The sequence below is a fragment of the Curtobacterium herbarum genome (assembly GCF_016907335.1).
Classification (GTDB): Bacteria; Actinomycetota; Actinomycetes; order Actinomycetales; family Microbacteriaceae; genus Curtobacterium; species Curtobacterium herbarum.
Genome location: NZ_JAFBBT010000001.1, coordinates 2,592,425 through 2,606,505, shown reverse-complemented (window position 1 = coordinate 2,606,505; position 14,081 = coordinate 2,592,425). Strand labels below are relative to the sequence as shown.

Below are 14,081 nucleotides of genomic sequence, written 5' to 3'. Positions count from 1 at the left end.
CCGTGGTGACGGGGCCGATCGGTCTGGAGGCGCTACTCGCCGTCCGAGGAACCCTGCGGGCTCGAGGCGGTCGCCTCCGACGAACCGCCACGACGGCGGCGACGGCGACGACGCTTCTGCGTGCCGTCCCCGGACTCGTCGCCGGCGGGGGAGGTCGGCGCACCGTCGAGGGGAACCGTGGCGGCCGCGGTGGTCACGTCCTGCGTGCTCGCGTCGGCGCCGGGCGCAGTGCGCTCCGGAGCCGTGCGGTCACCCGAGCCACGACGCGACCCGGACGACTCCGACCCGGCGGACCGGGTGCGGTTCCGGGAGCGGGACTCGCCGGCGCTGCCGGAACGCGAACCGGCGCCGGAGCCCGACCGCGAGCTGGCGGCGGAGCGGTCCGTGCCCGCGGTGGCCGCGTGCGAGGTGGTGCCGGGCAGGCGACCCTTCGTGCCGACCGGGATGTCCAGGTCGGTGAACAGGTGCGGCGACGACGAGTACGTCTCGACGGGCTCGGGGATGCCGAACTCGAGCGCCTTGTCGATCAGCGTCCACTTGTGCAGGTCGTCCCAGTCGACGAACGTGACCGCGATGCCGGTCTTGCCCGCGCGGCCGGTGCGACCGGCGCGGTGCAGGTACGTGTCCGGGTCGTCCGGGATCGTGTGGTTGATGACGTGCGTGACGTCGTCCACGTCGATGCCGCGGGCCGCGACGTCGGTCGCGATGAGGACGTCGCGCTTGCCGGCCTTGAACGCGGCCATGGCACGCTCGCGCTGCTCCTGGTTGAGGTCACCGTGGACGGCGGCGGCGTTGAAACCGCGGTCCTTCAGCTCCTCGACGATGCGGGCGGCAGCGCGCTTGGTGCGCGTGAAGATGACGGTCTTGCCGCGACCCTCGGCCTGGAGGATGCGGGCGATGACCTCGTCCTTGTCCAGGGAGTGCGCGCGGTAGATGACGTGCTTGATGTTCGCCTGCATCAGACCCTCGTCGGGGTCCGTCGCGCGGATGTGCACCGGTCGCGACATGAAGCGGCGGGCCAGCGCGACGATCGGTGCCGGCATCGTCGCCGAGAACAGCATCGTGTGCCGGACCTCGGGGACCGCCTGGAAGATCCGCTCGATGTCGGAGAGGAACCCGAGGTCGAGCATGCGGTCGGCCTCGTCGAGGACGATCTCCTGCACGTGCGAGAGGTCCAGGAGACGCTGCCGCTGCAGGTCGATGAGACGACCGGGCGTCCCGACGACGATCTGCGCGCCGGCCTTGAGCTGCTCGACCTGCCCCTCGTACGCCTTGCCGCCGTAGATCGAGACGAGCTTCGTCGGACGGTTGACCATCGCGGACTCGAGGTCCTCGCTCACCTGCACGGCGAGCTCGCGGGTCGGGACGACGACGAGCGCCTTCACGCCCGGCGCGGGGTCGGCGCCGATGCGCTGGATCAGCGGCAGGCCGAACCCGAAGGTCTTGCCGGTGCCGGTCTTGGCCTGACCGATGATGTCCTGGCCGGTCAGGGCGAGCGGGATCGTCTGCTGCTGGATCGGGAAGGGCTCGATGATGCCCTTGCTCGCGAGCGCATCGACGATGTCCTGCTCGATCTGGAGTTCTGAGAAAGTCAAAGAAGTTCACCCTGTTCGTGGGGAGGAGTCCGGACCAGTCTACCGACGTGCCGGAGGGGTATCACCCGACCCCTATGCTGGGCGGGTGGTGTCGTGGTGGAACCGGAAGCGTGCTGGGCAGCTCGCTGCAACCTGGCTCGCGTCGCGGAACCCGCGCAGCGGGACCGTCGAGCGTCTGCAGTTGGACGACGTCAGCCCGGAGCTGGACGTCTACCTCGGCCAGGCGGCGTACCTGCAGCTGTCGCTGTACGAGACCATGGGCCGTGCCGGCGCCGGTGCGCCGACGCTCTCGGGCCGTCTGGTCACCGGGGTGCTCGCGACGACCGCTCTCGAGCGGCACCGTGCCATCGTGGCCGAGATCGAGCGTGGCGGCAAGGAGCCAGCCGATCTGATGGCCCCGCACCGGGACGCGATCGACCGTTTCCTCGAGCGGACGAGCGGTGCGGACTGGTACGAGTCGATGCTCACCGGGTACGTCACCGCCGGCATCCTGAACGACCTGTTCGCGAACCTGCTGCGGTCGCTGCCGATCGACGTCCGACAGCGTCTCCGCACGGTGTTCGACACGCGTGAAGAGCCCGCCGTGGTCGAGGAGCTGACCGCCCGGATCGACGAGGACCCGGTCGTCGCGTCGCGCCTGGCGATGTGGGGCCGGCGGCTCGTCGGGGACACGCTGCTCGTGGCCCGGTCGGCGCTGGCGTCCCACGCCCGGGAGGACCAGGAGCGGCTCGAACCGGTCTGGACCGAGCTCATCGCGGCGCACACGCGACGGATGGACGCGCTCGGCCTGACGGCCTGACGGCCTGACCGCCTGAGCCGGCGTGGACGGGCTGCTGCCACGTCGCTGCCGCGCTGCCGCAGCTGCGCTAGGCGCCCTGCTTGACCATCCGCTCGTAGTGCGCATCGTCCGCATCGGTGCGGCGACGCCCGAGCACGACCTCGACGACGAGTGCGGCGGCGGCGGCTGCCACCAGGGCGACGACCCAGATCCAGGTCCCGCCGTACGACCAGCCGGCCCAGGTCAGGGCCTCCCACAGGACGGCGGCGACGACGCCGCCGACCACCGGGCCGATCAGCACCCCACGGGTCGTGCGCCAGGGCACGACCACGTGTGCGATCGCCCCGAGGAGGATCCCGCCGAGGACGGCGAAGAGGAACTCCATGCGGGGAGCGTCAGGCGAAGAAGCCGATGCGGCGCGACTCTTCGGCGCCCACCTCGACGTACGCGAGCGATCCGACCGGCACGATGAACCGGCGGCCCTTGTCGTCCGTCAGGGAGATGTGCGTCGCCTTGGCCGCGAGGGCGTCGGCCACGGCGGTCTCGATCTCCTCGGCGGTCTGCGCCGTCTCGAAACTGATCTCACGGGGGCTGTTGATGATGCCGATCTTGATGTCCACGACCTCACCCTAGTCGAGCGTCCCCGGGCGGCCGGGAGCGTTCGCCGCGGGCGCACGGCCGCGTCCGCACCCCGGCGCGGGCGGCCCGGGATGTCGGCTGCGGTGGGTACCGTACGACCGTGCCACCGACCACCCTGACGCCTGCGCCGGACCTCGGCTCGGTCGCGCGCGCACTGGTCGACGACCCGGCGCAGCAGGCCGTGCTCGCCCTGCCCGACGAGGTGCACGCGGCCGTCATCGGCGCTCCGGGGACCGGCAAGACGAGCACGCTGACGCGGCTCGTCGCCGACCGGTTCGCTCGCCCCGGCGCGGTGGACCCGTCCGGACACGCCACCGTCCTCGCGCTGACCTCGGCGCGGGTCGCGGCCACCGCCCTGCGTGACCGTCTGGCGGCCGCCGTCGACCGGGTCACGCCGGGCGCCCTGGCCCGCACGGTCAACTCCCTCGCCTTCCAGGTGGTCGCCCACGCGGCCGCCGTCCAGGGGCAGGAGGCACCGACCCTGCTGACCGGCGGCGAGCAGGACCGGATCATCGCGGACCTCCTGGACGGCCACGAACTCGACGGCACCGGTCCCGCCTGGCCGCTGCCGATCACCGAGGTCGTCCGCGAGCGGGCCGGCTTCCGGACCGCGCTCCGCGACCTCATGATGCGGGCGGTCGCCGCCGGCATCGAACCCGACGACATGCGCGAGCTCGGCGACGACACCGGACACCCCGAGTGGCGCGCGGTCGGCGACTTCGTCGACGAGTACCGCGCGGCCGTCACCGCGTTCCGGTCGACGAGCCTGGACGCCGCCGAACTCGTCGCCTTCGCCACCGCCGCCGTGCTCCGCGGCGACCTGCCGCCCGCGGTCGCGGCGCTCCGCCTGGTCGTGGTCGACGACGTGCAGGAACTGGTCGAGGGCGAGATCGCCCTGCTCGGCGCCCTCGCCCGCTCCGGCGTGCAGGTGGTCGCGTTCGGCGACCCGGACATCGCCGCCTCCGCGTTCCGCGGCGCCGTCCCGGACGTCCTCGGCCGCCTCGGCCCGCGCCTCGGTGTCCCGCACGTGCAGGAGATCGTCCTCGGCACCGTGCACCGGCACGCGGCCCCGATCCGCGCACTGGTGACCGGCATCACCGGGCGGATCGGCACCGCGGCCGCTGGCAGACAGCGGGCCGCCCTCGCCCGGGAGGCCCGTGGCCGCTCCGACGCCGTCCTGCACCTGGAAGCGCCCAGCCGTTCCGCGATGGTGGCCGCGGTGGCGAGACGTCTCCGCGAACACCGGCTGCTCGACGGCGTCCCGTGGCACCGGATGGTCGTCGTCACCCGCAGCGGTGCCGCGATCCCGGAACTGGTCCGGGCGCTCTCGGTGGCCGAGGTCCCGGCGACCGCCGGCGCCGCACCGACCCGTCCGCGGGACGACACGGCATCACGGACCCTGGTCGACGCCGCGGCCGTCGCGCTCGGGGTCGTCCCGCTCGACGCCGACCTGGCGACGTCGTTCGCCACCGGGCCGCTCGGCGGGTTGGACACGCTGGCGATCCGCCGGCTCCGGCTGGCGCTCCGCCGCGAAGAGCTGGCCGGCGGCGGGACCCGGACGGCCGACGAACTGCTCGTCGACGCGCTCGGCGCCCCGGAACGCCTGGCCACGATCGACGCCGCCTTCGCGCGACGGGCGATGCGGCTCGCGGCGAGCTTCGTCACCGCCCGGCAGGACGCCGAGTCGGGGGCGAGCATCGAGGAGATTCTCTGGGGCCTCTGGGAACGCAGCGGCCTGGCCGGGGTGTGGCGGTCGCAGTCGGTCGCCGGCGGGGTCGGCGCCGCCGAGGCGGACCGACACCTCGACGCGGTCGTCGGGCTGTTCACCGCCGCGAAGCGCTTCGTCGAGCGCACGCCGGACGCCCCCGCGCGGGTGTTCGTCGACGACCTCCTCGGCGCGGACCTGCCGGAGGACTCGATCGGACCGGACCGGACCGCCGGACGGGTCCGCGTGCTGACCCCCTCGGCCACCGTCGGACTGGAGTGCGACGTCGTGGTGGTCACGGGCCTCCAGGACGGTGTCTGGCCGAACACGCGGGTGCGCGGCAGCCTGCTCGACCCGGACGGGCTGGTCCGTGCGGCGGCGGGGATCCCGCGCTCGCCGACCGACGACCGGGCCGCGGTGATCGGCGACGAGCTCCGCCTGTTCGTGCGGGCGGTGTCCCGCGCGACGACGCAGGTGGTCATCGCGACCGTCGCGAACGACGACGAGTCACCCTCACCGTTCGTGCGGTTGGTGCCGGTGCCGCCGGACCGGCAGCCGTCCGCGCACCCGCTGTCGCTGCGCGGGCTCGCGGGGTCGCTCCGGCGCCGGGTGGTGGCGACCGGGGACCACGAGGCGGCCTCGGCACTGGCCCGCTTGGCGGCGGAGGACGTGCCCGGCGCGGCCCCCGACGACTGGTACGGCATCGTCGAACCGTCGACGGACGCACCCCTGGTCGACCTCGACGCCGAACCGGTGGTGCCCGAGGGCGGCGACGAGGACGGCGAGGTCGGCGAGCCGGTGCCGCCGACGGTGGCGGTGTCACCCTCCCGGATCGGCACCTTCGAGGAGTGTCCGGTGCACTGGTTCGCGCAGACGTTCGGCGGCGGTGCGCCGAGCCCGGCGATGGGCATCGGCACGATCGTGCACGAGGCGATGGAGCACGCGACCGACGTCGACGTGGAATCGCTGTGGCACCGGGTCGAGGAACGCTGGGACGAGCTGACGTTCGAGTCGCCGTGGGTGGCGGACCGCGAGCGTGCGCGGACCCGGCGGATGATCGAGGGCCTCAGCGACTACCTCCGCACCTTCGCCAGCGCGGGCCGGCGGGTGCTCGGCGCCGAGGCGTCCTTCGCCCTGGTGACCGGGCCCGCCCGGGTGCGGGGGAGCATCGACCGCATCGAGGTCGACCCCGACGGTCGGATCAGCATCGTCGACCTGAAGACCGGCCGGTCGATGCCGAGCGAGAAGAACGACATGCCCGGACACCCCCAGCTCGCCGCGTACCAGCTCGCCGTGGCGGACGGGGCGGTCGAGGGGGTGCCGGAAGGTGCGGAGACCACGGACGCCCGGCTCGTCTTCGTGCAGAACCCGAAGGGCGCGCACGCGTACTCCGAACGGACGCAGCGGGCCCTCGACCCGGAGTCGCGAGAGGCCTACCGCGAACGCCTGCACACGGTGGCGCGCGGCATGGCGGGGCGGACGTTCCTGGCGAACGTCGACGACCACTGCGACCGGGCCCGCACCGGCACCGAGTGCCGCATCCACGTGGTGGGCGAGGTGACGTGGTGAGCGACGAGACCACGGTTGCGGCTGCGGAAGTCGCCCCGACGGGAGGCGCGGTGCCGGACGAGCGCCCGGCCCGCCGCCGCTACGGGGCCGACGAGATCGCCGACGCCCTCGGCAAGCCCCGCCCGACCGAGCAGCAGCGGGCCGTCATCGAGTCCCCGCTCGCCCCGGCCCTGGTCGTCGCGGGCGCCGGCAGCGGGAAGACCGAGACGATGGCCTCCCGCGTCGTCTGGCTGCTGACGAACGGCTTCGTGCAGCCGGACCAGGTGCTCGGGCTGACCTTCACCCGCAAGGCCGCCGGCGAGCTCGGCGTCCGGATCAACGACCGGATCGGCGCGCTCGAGGACGCCGGACTGATCGAGGCCGGGGACGCCTTCCTGGCACCGACCGTGTCCACCTACAACGCCTTCGCGAACGCCGTCTTCCGCGAGAACGCGCTGCTCGTCGGACGGGACGGCGAGTCCCAGGTGCTCACCGAACCCTCCGCGTGGCAGCTCGCCCGACGGGTCGTCGTCGCCGCACGGGACGACCGGCTGGCGGGCCTCGACCGGAACGTCGACACCATCACCGCCGCGGTCGTCGCGCTCGCCGGGGCCGCGTCCGAGCACCTCGTCGACCCGGCCGACCTCCGTCGCTTCTCGATCGACTTCGGGGAACTGCTCGAGCTGCCCGGCTCGAGTCGTGGCACGCCCTACCGGGCCGTCACCGACGCGGTCGCCGCGGTCGGGTCCCTCGAACCGCTCGCCGACCTGGTCGAGGAGTTCCGCCGACAGAAGGTCGACCGGGGCTTCGTCGAGTTCTCGGACCAGATCGCCCTGGCACTCGCCGCCGCGGACGCAGCACCGCGGGTGGCCGACGACCTGCGCTCCCGGTTCGCCGTGGTGCTGCTCGACGAGTACCAGGACACCTCGGTCGTGCAGACCCGGTTCCTGGCACGGCTCTTCCGCGACCACCCGGTGATGGCGGTCGGGGACCCGCACCAGTCCATCTACGGCTTCCGCGGAGCGAGCGCGGCGAACCTCGCACGCTTCCCGGCCGACTTCGGTGACGCGACGGGCGAACCGGTCGTCACCTACGCCCTGTCGACCAGCTGGCGGAACCCGATCGACGTGCTCGCGGCCGCGAACGCCGTCGTCGAGCCGCTCTCGAGCGCGTCCGAGGTCCAGGTGGAACGCCTCGCACCACGGCCCGGCGCCGACCGCGGCACGGTCGGCGCGGTGTTCCCGGAGACGCTGCCCGAAGAGGCCGACGCGGTGGCCGCCTGGTTCGCCGACCACCGCACCCGGAACCCCGGCGGGTCGATGGCGCTGCTGCTCCGCGCCCGGAAGGACCTGTCCGCGTTCACGGCGGCGCTCGGTGCCCGCTCTGTGCCGTACCACGTGCTCGGCACCGGTGGACTGCTGCAGCGGCCGGAGATCGTCGACCTGGTGGCGTGCCTCCGGGTGCTGCACGACCCCGCCGCGGGCAACGACCTGATCCGTCTGCTCGCCGGCGCCCGGTGGCGGATCGGGGCGGCGGACATCGTCGCCCTGCACGGACTGGCACGGTGGCTGTTCGGCCGCGACCACACGCACCGACGGCTCGACGACGACGTCACCGCGGCGTTCCGGGCCTCGGTCGCGGCGGGGGAGCACGGGTCCGTCGTCGACGCCCTCGACTTCGTGACGACCGCGCCCGACGACCACAGCGCGCTCGACGGCATCAGCCCGGCCGGCCGGCAGCGCATGCGGGCACTCGGTGCGCAGCTGTCCTCGCTGCGGGCCCGGGCCGGCGGCGACCTGGTCGACTTCGTCACGCTCGTGGTGCAGGAGATGCGGCTCGACATCGAGGTCACCGCGCACGAGCAGGGCGGTTCGGCGTACCTGGACGCCTTCGTCGACGAGCTCAGCGGGTTCGTCCAGACCGACGACCGGGCCGACCTCGGCGCGTTCCTCGGCTGGATCGACGCCGCCGCCCGCCGGGACGACATGGGGCCGCGGTCCGAGGAACCCGAGGGCGGCACCGTCCAGATCCTCACCATCCACGGGTCGAAGGGGCTCGAGTGGGACGCGGTCGCCGTGCCCCGGATGGTCGAGGGCGGGTTGCCGGCCCGGCCGCAGGAGGGCTCGACCGGCTGGCTCGGCTTCGGTCGGCTGCCGTACGAGTTCCGCGGCGACGCCGACGAACTGCCGCGTCTGGGCTGGCGCGGACAGGAGACCCAGAAGGACGTCGTCGACGCGATCGACGCCTTCAAGGACGAGGTCAAGGCCCGGAACGAGGACGAGGAACGCCGCCTCACCTACGTCGCGCTGACCCGGGCGAAGCACGAGCTGCTCGTCAGTGGGTCCTCGTGGTCGACCGGCGTGAAGCCGACCGCACCGAGCCGGTACCTGCACGACCTGGTGGCGGCCGGGGTGCTCGACGCGGACCGGATCCCGGACGGGACGACCCACGAGTCGAACCCGCTCGGCGACCAGGGCGCGTCGCAGACCTGGCCGCACGTCCCGTTCGGCTCCCGCGGCCCGCGGGTGCTGGCGGCGGCCGACCGGGTCCGGAACGCGAACCCCGGCGCCGCCGGTCGGTACGCCGCCGACATCGACCTGCTGCTCGCGGAGCGGCGGGCCTCCCGGTCGGCCGCGCACCAGGTCGTCGTCCCGCACCGGGTGCCGGCGTCGGGCTTCAAGGACTACCTCGGTGAGCCCGACAAGGTGGCCGAGCGGCTCCGTCGACCGATGCCGGAACGGCCGTACCGGGCGACGCGACTCGGCACGCTCTTCCACCAGTGGGTCGAGCAGCGTGCCCGCGGTCGGGCCCCGGCGGCGCTCGGCGGCTGGGACGGTGGGTTCGACGCGTGGGACGGCGAGCTCGACCTCGATCCCGACGAGGTGACCGAGGGCGGACCGGCAGCGGCCGGAGAGGTCCCGCTGAGCGACGACGACGCCCGACGGCTGGCCGACTTCCAGGACACCTTCGCCCGCTCACGGTGGGCCGGGCTGACCCCGGTCGAGGTCGAGCGCGAGATCCACATCCCGTTCCTCGGGCACAGCGTCGTCTGCAAGCTGGACGCCGTGTACGAGATCGACGGGCGCGTCGAGGTGGTCGACTGGAAGACCGGGAAGGCCCCGAGCGGTGCCGACGACCTGGACCGTCGGCAGTTGCAGCTCGCGCTCTACCGGGTCGCGTACGCCGAGTTCACGGGCCGACCGATCGAGGACGTCGACGCGGTGTTCTACTTCGTCGCCGACGACCTGGAGGTCCGACCTCCGGCGCTGCTCGACCGTGCCGGACTCGAGCGCGCCTGGCGCGAGGCGATCGGCTGACGCGAGTCGCGCCTCCCGGCCGGCCGGCGCGCGTCAGCTGTGGCGGCGTTCGGTCGAGGAGAGCAGCTGCTCGACCTCGCCGATCTCCATCGTCTCCGGCGACACGGCCTGCAGCGGCGCGGCCGACGGGGCGTGCACGGCCTCCGCCAGGCGGTGCATCATCGCGACGGCGTCGTCGACGACCTCGGTGCTCTTCACCTGCACGCCGTGCAGCAGCCACTGCGCGGTCTCGAGTTCGTGGTGCACGCGGGCGCGCTGCCCGAGCTGCCGGTCGCGACCACCACCACCCGCGGTGTAGGCGCTGAGCACGGTGTCGAACGCCTCGCGGCGGCCGGCGAGCACCCACGCCAGGTCCTTCGCGGGGTCGCCGAGCCGGAGCTCGCCCCAGCCGAGGACACCGGTGACGTCGTCGCCCTGCACGAGGATCGAGTCGAGGCCGAGCGAGCCGTGCACGACGGTCGGCGTGAACTGCCAGAGCTGCTGGTCGCGGGCGGCGCCCTCCCACCGCTCCTGCAGTGCGTCCGGCACGAGCTTCGTCGCGACGGCACGGTCCATCACGGACACCGCGGACCGGAGCACCTCGAAGGGGGTGAGGGACGGCAGGCCGGCGTCGGTGACGAAGCTGGTCGGCAGGACGTGCAGCGCGGCGACCGCGCGGCCGACGCTGGTGGCCAGCTCGGGTCGGTCGGTCAGGTCACGGAGCGCGGGGTGCGCGCCCTCGACGTAGGACGTCAGGATGGCGCGGGTCGACCCGATGGGCGCCTGGCCGCGGTACTCGGGCACGGCGAACGGGAGGCGCGTGCGGATCCCGGCGCTCAGGGCGCGGATCGCGACGAGGTCGGCGGACTGACGTGCTTCCGCACGCTGGTTCCGGGGACGACGGATCGCCGAGGACCGCCCGTCGGCGTCGCGGACGACGGCCGACTCGTAGTCGCCGCCGGCCACCGAGCCGAGCGTGCGTGTGCCGGTCAGGACCAGTCCGGGCACGGCCGTGGTCGCCAACGCGGCTAGAGTGAACTGCGATCCCGCCATGCCCAACAGGGTAGGTCCGCGGCGCATCCGATCGGTGCGCGCCACGCTGACCCGGGACGTGTCGACCACCAGGAGATCCGTGTGACCGTGGAGTTCGCCGCCCGGCTGCCGCTCGCCCGCAACGAGCTCGACCGCGACGCGGAGCACCGTTCCACGCCCGACCTCGAGCGGGTGCTGCGCGACGACCCGACCACCCGCTTCCTGCCCGTGCACGGCGGTGCGATGCTGCGGAACGCCGACGGCACGCTGCGCTTCGTCGCCGCCGACCAGGTGCCGGACGATGCCACCCTGCTGTACCTCGGCCGCGCGGTCAGTGACGCCCCGGACGCCCCGGCCGGCACCCGCTTCGTCGCGGCGCTCGTCGACGACGCGGCGGCCGCCCGGATCGAACCGGACTCCGACGTGTGGGAGAACCTCCGCATGTTCGGCACCGAGCTCTCCGCGCGCGACCAGGGCCTGGCGGTGGAGGCCGTCGCGATGGCGAACTGGCACGCCGTGCACGGGTTCTCGCCGCGGACCGGTTCGCCGACCGAGTCCACCGTCGGCGGCTGGGTCCGCCGCGACCCCGAGGGCCACCAGCACTTCCCGCGCACCGACGCCGCGATCATCGTCGGCATCACCGACGGGCAGGACCGGATCCTGCTCGGGTCGAACGCCGCCTGGGACGCGAACCGGTATTCGCTGCTCGCCGGCTTCGTCGAGCCGGGGGAGTCCCTCGAGGACGCCGTCCGCCGCGAGGTCTTCGAGGAAGCCGGCGTCACCATCGAGGAGCCCGAGTACCTCGGTTCGCAGCCGTGGCCGTTCCCGGCGTCCCTGATGGTCGGGTTCCGTGCCCGGGCGGTCGACGGTGACCCCTCCACCGCCCGACCGGACGGCGTGGAGATCATCGACGTCCGCTGGTTCTCGCGCGACGAGATCCGTGAGCAGGCCGGTGACACGGTCCTGCTGCCCGGCCGGACCTCCATCGCCCGCGTGATCATCGAGGAGTGGTACGGCGGGCCGCTCGACCTGCCGTGACCCCCGCAGCCGGTCCCGCCGACCCGACGACCCCGTCGCCGGACGCCCTGCTCGCCGCGCTCGACGCCGAGCAGCGCACCGTCGCCCGGACGCTCCTCGGTCCGGTGGCGGTGCTGGCCGGCGCCGGCACCGGCAAGACCCGGGCGATCACGCACCGGATCGCGTACGGCGTCGCCACCGGCACCTACTCCCCGAACCACGTCCTGGCGCTGACCTTCACCACCCGCGCCGCCGGTGAACTGCGCTCCCGGCTCCGTGCCCTGGGCGCCGGCGCCGTGCAGGCGCGGACCTTCCACGCGGCGGCGATGTCGCAGCTCGGGTACTTCTGGCCGGACACCGTCGGCGGGCACGCCCCCGGACTGGTGGAGTCGAAGGGCCGGGTGATCGCGCACGCGGCCGACACGATCGGGCTGCGGGTGGACACCCCGACGCTCCGGGACCTGGCCGGCGAGGTCGAGTGGCGGAAGGTGCAGCGGCTCACCTACGACGAGTACGAGGCGGCGGCGCCCGAACGCACCATGCCGCGCGACACCTCGCCGAAGCGGGTCGTCGACCTGATGCGCGCCTACGAGCGGCTGAAGGACGACCGTCGACAGATGGACTTCGAGGACGTGCTCCTGCTGACGCTCGGCATGGTGGAGTCCGAGCCCCGGGTGGCGTCGTACGTCCGCCAGCAGTACCGCTTCTTCGTGGTGGACGAGTACCAGGACGTCTCGCCCGTGCAGCACGACCTGCTCCGGGCCTGGCTCGGCGGTCGGGACGACCTGTGCGTCGTCGGGGACGCCAGCCAGACGATCTACTCGTTCACCGGGGCGTCGAGCCGGTACCTGCTGGGCTTCGGCTCGGAGTTCCCGCGGGCCTCCGTGCTCCGGCTCGAACGGAACTACCGGTCCACGCGGGAGGTCGTGCACGCCGCGAACGCTCTGATGCGCGGACAACCGGGAGCGCTGGACCTCGTCGCGCAGGAGACCACACCCGGTCCCGACCCGGTCGTGCTGCCCTGCGTCCACGACGGCGACGAGGCCCAGACCATCGCGCGCCGCATCGCCGAACTCGTCACGGGCGGGGCCGCGTACGGCGACTGCGCGGTGCTGTTCCGCGTCGGGGCGCAGTCGGCCGCGATCGAGTCGGCGCTCGCCCGCAACGGGATCCCGTACCGGGTGCAGGGCGGCAAGCGGTTCTTCGACCGCCCGGAGGTCAAGCTCGCGGTCCACCACATGCGCGGTGAAGCGGTCCGGCAGACCGACGACGAACTGCTGCGCCGCGTGGAGCTCGTCCTGCAGATCAGCGGCTGGACCCGAACCGCGCCCGAGGGCACCGGTGCCGTCCGTGAGCAGTGGGAGGCCCTGCAGGCGATCATGCAGCTCGCCGAGTCCGCGCCCGCCGACACGACGATGCAGCAGTTCACCGCCGACCTGGTCGACCGCGCGGCCACCCACCACGAGCCGGAGCTCGACGCCGTCACGCTCGCGACCCTGCACTCGTCGAAGGGCCTGGAGTGGCCGCACGTCGTGCTCGCCGGCGTCGCCGAGGGCCTGCTGCCGATCTCGTACGCGACCACCGACGACGGCATCGACGAGGAGCGACGCCTGTTCTACGTCGGCATCACCCGGGCCCGTCGTTCCCTGACCATGACGTGGTCGGCGCAGGGCTCGTCACGGGGCGGACCCCGGGTGGCGAGTCGGTTCCTGGCAGCGATCGGCACGCACACCGCGGATGCGGAGCGACCCACCGGCGCGTGACCGACAGGTCGGTGCGGTCGAACACCAGCTGCTCGGCGTCCGGCCGCTGCACCACCAGGGGCAGCCGGTCGAGGACGGTCCGGGTCACCGCCGCCGCGAGCGTCGCCGCACGCCACGGCGACAGCACCGCCGCCGGTCGTCCCCACACCTGCGCGGCGATCGCCGGCCACGCCGGGTCCGCGTCGGTCCGTTCCAGCTCGACGCACTGGAGGCACGGCCCGGCTCCCGGCACCAGGAACGGCCCGACGCGCACCCGGCCGTCCCCGACCACGACCGGCAGGTGCGGGACCGAACGGCGGCTCCACGCCGACCGGACGGCCGGGTCGGTCACGTGGTCGGCGACGAGGACCGCCATCGCCGGCGGCGGGTCCGGTTCAGGGACGGGGCCGCCGCGCGGAGCGACGGTCCGGACGACGGTGACACCGTCCCCGGTGAGCATCCGGTCGAGTTCGTCGGCCAGGAGCCCGGAGCCGGCGACCTCCACCCGGGCCAGGGGTTCCGGCAGCATGTCGACCACCGCGCTCGCGGCGTCCCCGAGGACCCGGGCGGCAGCGGCCGGTGCGCAGCCGACGCTCCGGGCGAGCCCGGCCATCACGTCACGGGCGGTCTCACGACGCAGCGCGCAGAGGAACCGTTCCTCGGCCGTGGTCGGGACCGGCACCACGGCGCGCGGCGGGTCGACCCCGAGCTGCACGGTGCACGGGTCGC

9 protein-coding genes are annotated in these 14,081 nt (G+C 73.8%); 5 read left to right on the top strand and 4 right to left on the bottom strand.

What is annotated here, in order from left to right:
- Positions 1-32 precede the first annotated feature (32 nt).
- Complete coding sequence (locus JOD51_RS12355) at positions 33-1,595, bottom strand: DEAD/DEAH box helicase (RefSeq protein ID WP_204608911.1); 1,563 nt, start codon at positions 1,593-1,595, stop codon at positions 33-35.
- An 85-nt stretch (positions 1,596-1,680) separates the two neighbouring features.
- On the opposite strand from JOD51_RS12355, the gene JOD51_RS12350 reads away from it, so the two are divergent.
- Positions 1,681-2,394 (top strand): ferritin-like fold-containing protein, encoded by a 714-nt coding sequence (locus JOD51_RS12350; RefSeq protein ID WP_259557707.1) that lies wholly within the window; start codon positions 1,681-1,683, stop codon positions 2,392-2,394.
- Between the two features lie 67 nt (positions 2,395-2,461).
- On the opposite strand, the gene JOD51_RS12345 is transcribed toward JOD51_RS12350, so the two are convergent.
- A complete protein-coding gene (locus JOD51_RS12345) occupies positions 2,462-2,758 on the bottom strand; it encodes a hypothetical protein (protein WP_204608908.1) in 297 nt (98 codons plus the stop codon).
- 10 nt (positions 2,759-2,768) lie between these two features.
- Positions 2,769-2,993 (bottom strand): DUF3107 domain-containing protein, encoded by a 225-nt coding sequence (locus tag JOD51_RS12340; protein WP_204608906.1) that lies wholly within the window; start codon positions 2,991-2,993, stop codon positions 2,769-2,771.
- Positions 2,994-3,112: 119 nt separating this feature from the next.
- Between JOD51_RS12340 and JOD51_RS12335 the strand changes: the two genes are divergently transcribed.
- Both JOD51_RS12335 and JOD51_RS12330 read left to right on the top strand, forming a co-directional pair.
- Positions 3,113-6,286, top strand: a complete 3,174-nt coding sequence (locus JOD51_RS12335; RefSeq protein WP_204608903.1) for an ATP-dependent helicase — start codon at positions 3,113-3,115, stop codon at positions 6,284-6,286.
- Positions 6,283-9,582 (top strand): ATP-dependent DNA helicase, encoded by a 3,300-nt coding sequence (locus tag JOD51_RS12330; protein WP_259557710.1) that lies wholly within the window; start codon positions 6,283-6,285, stop codon positions 9,580-9,582. Before JOD51_RS12335 ends, JOD51_RS12330 begins: the two co-directional genes overlap by 4 nt.
- A 33-nt stretch (positions 9,583-9,615) precedes the next feature.
- Here the strand turns inward: JOD51_RS12330 and JOD51_RS12325 are convergent, their stop codons facing one another.
- Positions 9,616-10,614: a phosphotransferase gene (locus tag JOD51_RS12325; RefSeq protein WP_204608900.1), complete on the bottom strand. Its 999-nt coding sequence runs from the start codon at positions 10,612-10,614 to the stop codon at positions 9,616-9,618.
- Between the two features lie 81 nt (positions 10,615-10,695).
- Between JOD51_RS12325 and nudC the strand changes: the two genes are divergently transcribed.
- Together nudC and JOD51_RS12315 are read left to right on the top strand one after the other, a co-directional pair.
- Positions 10,696-11,631, top strand: a complete 936-nt coding sequence (gene nudC / locus JOD51_RS12320) for an NAD(+) diphosphatase (protein ID WP_204608897.1) — start codon at positions 10,696-10,698, stop codon at positions 11,629-11,631.
- Positions 11,628-13,373: an ATP-dependent helicase gene (locus JOD51_RS12315; protein ID WP_204608895.1), complete on the top strand. Its 1,746-nt coding sequence runs from the start codon at positions 11,628-11,630 to the stop codon at positions 13,371-13,373. The genes nudC and JOD51_RS12315 overlap by 4 nt, the downstream gene beginning before the upstream one ends.
- Positions 13,374-14,081: the final 708 nt, after the last annotated feature.

Coding starts and splice junctions, on each gene's coding strand:
- JOD51_RS12345 (WP_204608908.1), bottom strand. CDS start 2,758: ATGGAGTTCCTCTTCGCCGTCCTCGGCGGGATCCTCCTCGGGGCGATC.
- JOD51_RS12325 (WP_204608900.1), bottom strand. CDS start 10,614: ATGGCGGGATCGCAGTTCACTCTAGCCGCGTTGGCGACCACGGCCGTG.